The sequence below is a fragment of the Streptomyces laculatispora genome (assembly GCF_017353455.1).
Taxonomy (GTDB): Bacteria; Actinomycetota; Actinomycetes; order Streptomycetales; family Streptomycetaceae; genus Streptomyces; species Streptomyces laculatispora.
In genome coordinates this window covers 1-5,846 of the sequence record NZ_JAFMPZ010000224.1, presented here as the reverse complement: position 1 = coordinate 5,846, position 5,846 = coordinate 1, and the positions used below count along the sequence as shown (strand labels likewise).

3 protein-coding genes and 5 pseudogenes are annotated in these 5,846 nt (G+C 67.0%); 5 read left to right on the top strand and 3 right to left on the bottom strand.

All coding sequences use genetic code 11. From position 1 onward, the window contains the following. Positions 1–948, top strand: a 948-nt coding sequence (locus J1C73_RS12730; protein WP_207316465.1) for a beta-1,3-glucanase family protein, incomplete at its 5' end; no start/stop codon positions are given. Between the two features lie 86 nt (positions 949–1,034). On the opposite strand, the pseudogene J1C73_RS36205 reads toward J1C73_RS12730, so the two are convergent. Continuing rightward, a pseudogene (locus tag J1C73_RS36205) lies at positions 1,035–1,256 on the bottom strand (IS701 family transposase); the annotation flags it as partial. Between the two features lie 128 nt (positions 1,257–1,384). On the opposite strand from J1C73_RS36205, the pseudogene J1C73_RS12725 reads away from it, so the two are divergent. From J1C73_RS12725 to J1C73_RS12715, 3 genes and pseudogenes are all read left to right on the top strand, one after another. Next, positions 1,385–1,990, top strand: a pseudogene (locus J1C73_RS12725) (ISAs1 family transposase); the annotation flags it as partial. 379 nt (positions 1,991–2,369) lie between these two features. Beyond that, positions 2,370–2,927, top strand: coding sequence for an EF-hand domain-containing protein (locus J1C73_RS35490; RefSeq protein WP_207316464.1), 558 nt, complete (start codon positions 2,370–2,372; stop codon positions 2,925–2,927). 140 nt (positions 2,928–3,067) lie between these two features. Next, the gene (locus J1C73_RS12715) at positions 3,068–3,778 is read left to right on the top strand and encodes an iron-containing redox enzyme family protein (RefSeq protein WP_123461863.1); all 711 of its coding nucleotides are present in this window, start codon (positions 3,068–3,070) and stop codon (positions 3,776–3,778) included. 144 nt (positions 3,779–3,922) lie between these two features. Here the strand turns inward: J1C73_RS12715 and J1C73_RS12710 are convergent. After that, a pseudogene (locus J1C73_RS12710) lies at positions 3,923–4,147 on the bottom strand (transposase family protein); the annotation flags it as partial. A 186-nt stretch (positions 4,148–4,333) separates the two neighbouring features. On the opposite strand from J1C73_RS12710, the pseudogene J1C73_RS12705 reads away from it, so the two are divergent. Continuing rightward, positions 4,334–4,684, top strand: a pseudogene (locus tag J1C73_RS12705) (transposase); the annotation flags it as partial. Positions 4,685–4,759: 75 nt separating this feature from the next. On the opposite strand, the pseudogene J1C73_RS34775 reads toward J1C73_RS12705, so the two are convergent. Next, a pseudogene (locus tag J1C73_RS34775) lies at positions 4,760–5,071 on the bottom strand (ISAs1 family transposase); the annotation flags it as partial. Positions 5,072–5,846 lie beyond the last annotated feature (775 nt).

Here is a 5,846-nt window from a genome sequence, read left to right as displayed (position 1 = left end):
CCGCTGAACGCGGCGGGCGGCGCACCCGTCGTGGTGACGCTGCCCCAGATGTACGGGGCCCGGGTCTACTTCGTGCGCGACGACACCCTGGACTTCTACCTCAACCCGGGCCCCTCCCTGGTCGAGCCGGCCTTCGCCACGTCCACGGACTCGAACTACGGGCGCACCTGGTCGTTCTGCGAGTTCACCTTCAACCCGTCGCAGCTGTACGCGAACATCAGCTACGTCGACCTGGTGACCGCGCTGCCGATCGGCCTGACCCTGGAGGGCGACACCACGCACACCGTGGCCCCGCTCCCGGACGGCGCCGTCCAGAAGATCGCCGACGGCCTCATCGCCCAGGCCGCCGCCGACGGGCAGCCCTGGGACAAGCTGGTGACGCGCGGCTCGGACGGCGGCGTGCTGCGGGTCATCTCGCCGCAGAACCTGATGGCGCCGTTCTTCGACCGCCCGGACGAGATGCCGTTCCGGGATCTGTTCACCGCGCAGATCGACGAGGTCTGGGAGAAGTACCGCTCGACGGACCTGCGGATCGACCTCCAGGGCGGGCGCGGCGTCTTCACCGGGCGGGTCAGCGGCGACACCCTGACCTTCAACGGCGGACACACCTTCGTCAAGCCCGTCTCCAAGGACATCTTCACCTGCAACCACGGGCCGTTCACCAACAACCCGGCGGACTCCGACGACAAGAAGGGCCTGCTGGCCCGGCTCGCGGCCGGGTTCAACCGCTCGATCATGCTCAGCCACCCCGACCAGCCGAACGGCACCTCGGTGGCGGACTACTACCGGGGCGCGGTGACCAACCACTGGTCGCGGATCGTCCACGCCAACAGCCCGATCGGCTACGCCTTCCCGTACGACGACGTACGCCCCGACGGCGAGCCGGACGTCTCGGGCGCCGCGAACGACGGCAACCCGCGGCGCTTCACCGTGAGCGTCGGCTCCTGACCTCCCCCCGCGGAATCCGGAGGTGCCCCCAGCGGGACGGGGGCACCTTCATGTGCGGGCCCCTGCCGCCTGGTCGTCGTACGCGGATGCTCGACCACGTAGCGGCGCAGGTCGTCGCGGACCGCTGTCGGCGTCCCGCTCGGCGCGGTTCAGCAGGTGCCGCATACCGTCCGGGGTGCTTCCCCGGACCGCTCGGCGATGATCCAGCGGTTCTTGCGCGGCAGGCCCACGAGCAGGCCGCGCACCCACCACCTCACCCGTCGGCGAGGTTCGACCCGTGTGAACCCCCCGGCAATCCGGCCCGTCATGGCCTCGAACGCCTGCTGCCGGCGGGCAGGGTCTACGCGGTGACGGCGTCCAGCCATCTCCGTTGCCTCCGCCCCTCGCGGACCGCAGACCGAAAGCGACCGGGACCGCCGGGCTCCGCGGCTTGGCCGTGGACGGCAAGAGCCTGCGTGGCGCGGCCAAGGCGAAGGGCCGGAAGATTCACCTGCTCGCCGCTCTGGAACACACCACCGGCCTGGTCCTCGCCCAGCTGGACGTCGGCGAGAAGACGAACGAGATCACCTGCTTCCAGCCGCTGCTGAACACTGTGGCCGAACTGGCCGGCGTCGTGGTCACCAGCGACGCGATGCACACCCAGCGCGAGCACGCCGACTACCTCCTGGGCCGCGGTGCCCACCACATCGTGATCGTCAAGGGCAACCAGAAGAAGCTGCGCAGGCAGCTCAAGTCCTTTCCGTGGAAGGACATCCCGCTTCAGGGCCGCACCAAAAGCGTCGGCCACGGCCGCTCGGAGATCCGCCGGATCAAGGTCGCCACCGTGAACAACCTGCTCTTCCCCGGAGCCCGCCAGGCCGTCCAGATCAAGCGCCGCCGCACCGACCGAAAGACCGGCAAAACCACGATCACGACCGTCTACGCAGTCACCAGCCTGACCGCCGGGCAGGCCGCCCCGGCCCAACTCGCCCGACTCGTCCGCGACCACTGGACGATCGAGGCCCTGCACCACGTCCACGACACCACCTTCGCCGAGGACGCCTCACAGCTGCGGACCGGCAATGCGCCCCGCGCGATGGCCACCTGGCGCAACCTCGCCATCGGAGCCCTCCGGACAGCCGGGGTGAAGAACATCGCGGCCAGCCTCCGTCACAACGCCCGCGACCCCCGTCGCCCCCCTCGCGCTCCTCGGCCTCGGATGAGCACAAATCCGGCGTCACGCAACTACGCCGAAGCCCTGCGCCCTTGAACCGGGCTGAAACTGCCAAGTCGAATTACTCACTCGAATGAGTGGTGAAGCTTTCGTACCGGCGCCCTGGAAGGGAAACGCTGCCAGCCTGAGCTCACGAGTCATTGCTCGTGGACCGGGTCGCGGCGGGCATTTGATTCGCCCACCGCACAGGAAAATTCGAGGTCTTCGCGTGCCGGAAGAATCCATTATTCACAGCAAGGCCCAGCATTACTACAACGTGTTCCATCACGAGCGCGACGGGTGGGTCAGCGAAACCGACGTGTACGCCTGGGTGGGCCGCACGACGCGGGAATTCAAGCTCACGCCAGGAACCGCCCCCGCCGACGCGCTGCAGAGATCCCTTCTGGAGTACTGGAAGAGATTGTTTGCCCCCATGGACACAGACGGGGACGGCGTCGTATCACGCGACGAATTCCTGACCGGGTTTGTCAGCCTTGGGGACAAGCCGGATGATTACGCGCGGATTGTCACGCCGTCCGCCAAGGTCTTCGTGGCCACCGCCGACGTCGACGGAGACGGCGAACTCGACAAGTCCGAGTTCAAGCGCCTGTTTCAGTCCTCTTTCGCGCTGAGCGACGAAGACATCGACGTGTCGTTCGCCGACATCGACGCCGACAGCTCCGGCTCCATCTCAACTGACGAGTTGAGAGCGGCCATTCGCGTGTTCCACAGCAGTACTGATCCGAACGACCGAGGTCACCGCCTCCTGGGAGCCTTGCGTTCCTGAGCCGACAGAACCGGACAGTGTCCTCACGTCCAGAGCCCCTCGCCGTCGGACGCTGATTCCACTCGGCACCGGCGATCAGAGGGGCTCCGCCGGTCCCGCATCGAGCCGCGCTCAGAAACGACACGCCAGGAGAAACGACCGTGACCACCCAACTGCGGACAACCAAGGCCCCACTGGTGACGGCGCACGCCAAGCACATGGTGGCCGAGACCGGCGTCCTGACCAATCCGTACTTCCGAACGCTGGTAGACGGAAGCATGTCGTTGGAGAGCTTCCGCACAAGCCAGGAGCAACTCGGTTTCGCCGTCACCTACTTCGCCCGCCCGATGGCCGCACTGGTGTCGCGGATCGAGCACCCCGCGGACCGCATCGGAATCCTGGGCAATGTCGTGGAAGAACACGGCGGATTCCGCCCTCAGGAATTCCATCACGAGACCTTCCGCCGATTTCTGGCCAGCATCGGCAGCGACACCGCACAGCTGAACGGCCTGAAGATGATGCCGGCCGTCCACGCGTACAACAGCGTTCTCAGTGCGGTGTGTACGTGGGAGGACCCGCAGGTAGGAATTGGCTGCATGGGCGCGATCGAGTACGCATTCGCCTCGGTATCGGCCATCACGGGCAACGCGACTGTGAACCGCGGTTGGGTCGCTCAAGCCGACCTGATGCACTACGGACTCCACTCCGAGATCGACGAACAACACGCAGAGGACTTCTTCCTGCTGCTGGAACCCCACTACCGAAACCCAGCCGCACGACGCCGAATCGACCAGGGCCTCGGCCTGGGCGCGTACGCGCTGAACCGCCTCTACAGCGATCTGTCCGAACTGGGTCGTTCACAGCAAAACTGATCACGGCTGGGCGAGCAGGAAGGCTGCGGGCGCGGGGAATACAGACAGGATCGCGTTTTCCGCCGCCCCGGTCGACCGCCCCAGAAGCGGTGAACGTGCGCGATCGCATGCCCCTCCACCCTACGTTTCCGCAGGTCAGAGGGGCACCCCGAACAACAACGCCAGTTGGCGCATGATCAGGTTCGTGCGCCAGTACGCTGCGACCAGCAGCGCCCGGTCCTCCAGCGGCAGACCCCACGGCCGACCCCTGCGGACCGCATCCGCACCCTCGCCCCGCAGAACCGACACCAGCTGGTCGAACTGCCGCGGGCTCAGCCCGGTGAACGGGGCTGTCCAGGACGGCTCCGATGCCGTGAGAACACCAGCCACAACAAGATCATCTCACCCGTGACCAGAGGGTTGCCTCAGATGCGGACGCTCAGCCGCAGGTTAGCCTCGCGCTTTCACGAAGCGGGCTGTCCGACGGGTGGTCAGGTAAGCGAAAAGCGCCTCTGACCAGCAAGAATGAGGATTGTCGAGGTCCTTGTTCCTGCCACAGCCGGAGGCACTTCCCAAGTGAAGAAGAGTATCGGGTCGTACCCGCGTGTCCGCATCGAGGGCGGTGGCCGCGGGGTGGTGTCCCAGGCCGGCGCCGTGCTGCTGGTCGAGACGGTCCGTAAAGCCGGGCTGGACCAGGTGATATCGGCGGCGCCGGCACCGTGGCAACGCCCTCGGGCGGTGCACGATCCGGGGAAGATCCTGCTGGATGTGGCCCTGGCGGTCGCACTCGGCGGGGACTGCCTCGCGGATGCCGGGATGCTGCGGGCCGAGCCGGCCGCGTTCGGACCGGTAGCCTCCGACCCGACCGTTTCCCGCCTCATCGACACCCTCGCCACGGCCGGGCCGAAGGCCCCTACCGCGATACGGCCCGTGGTGCTGGGCCTCGATCGTCCAGTGCCCGCAGGCCAGTTGGGCAAGCTGGGCGGGTGGGGCCTGCTGCGCGGCGAGGCTGGTGACCGCGTAGACGGTCTTGAGGCTGATCTTCTCCGTCGTGCGATGGACACGGCGCCGGACGATCTGGGCGGCCTGACGGATGCCGGGGAAGAGCAGGTTGTTGACCGTGCAGACCTTCAGCCTGCGGATCTCGGAGCGTCCGTGACCAGTCGTGCGTGTCCGGTCCTGGAGCGGTAACCGCTTCCAGGGAAGGGACTTCAACTGCTTGCGGAGCCTCTTCGTGTTGCGCTTCACGATCACGATGTAGTGGGCGTCCCGCCCGCGCAGATAGGTGGCGTGCGTACTGGGTGTGCATGGCATCGCTGGTCACGACGGTGCTGGACAGGTCGGGCAGCGTGTCCAGGAGGGGCTGGAAACGCGTGGTCTCGTTGGTCTTCTCACCGACGTCCATCTGCGCGAGGACCAGCCCGTCGGCGTGGTGGCATGCGGCCAGGAGGTGGATCCTCCGTCCGTTGGCTCGGGCCGCACCCCGCAGCGACTTCCCGTCGACGGACAGCGCCTGCAGCCCGTCGCTTCGGCGTACGGAACCAAAGCCAGCAGTACATCGAACTGTGCGTCGTCATGGACATCAACATCGACCCCCATCCCGGGATCGCTCGTCGCTGAACGGAGGCCGTCGGCCAAAGCGCTCTCCGCCATCAGCAAGGCCCGCTCGCAGGCAGGCACGACCTCTTGCGGCCAGACTTCATCGCTGTAGGCGTCAACGTGAGCGGTCTCGATGCTGTCCCGCAGGACAAGAAGTGCCTCACGATGCACGTGCACCACGTCTGCGGCACCCAGGCCACTCCGAAGAAACAGCTCGCGACGTGCACCATCGCCGTTACTGATCATGCGGCCGAGCTTCTCACCCGAGGTAGCCCCCCCCCCCGGCATCACGGGGCTACAGCTTTCGGGGTCCCACTGGATGCGGGCCTGGGGGACGGTCGGCAAGCGCGTCGCCAAAGGGCCGGGGCGCGGGGGGAGCCATTGCGGCTCCCCTCTTCGACGTCGACTTCGACTTCAGCCTCGGGCCGTCCGGACAGAATCCGGCCGGAACGCCCGGTCAGTAGGCCGAGTTGACGTTGTCGATCGAGCC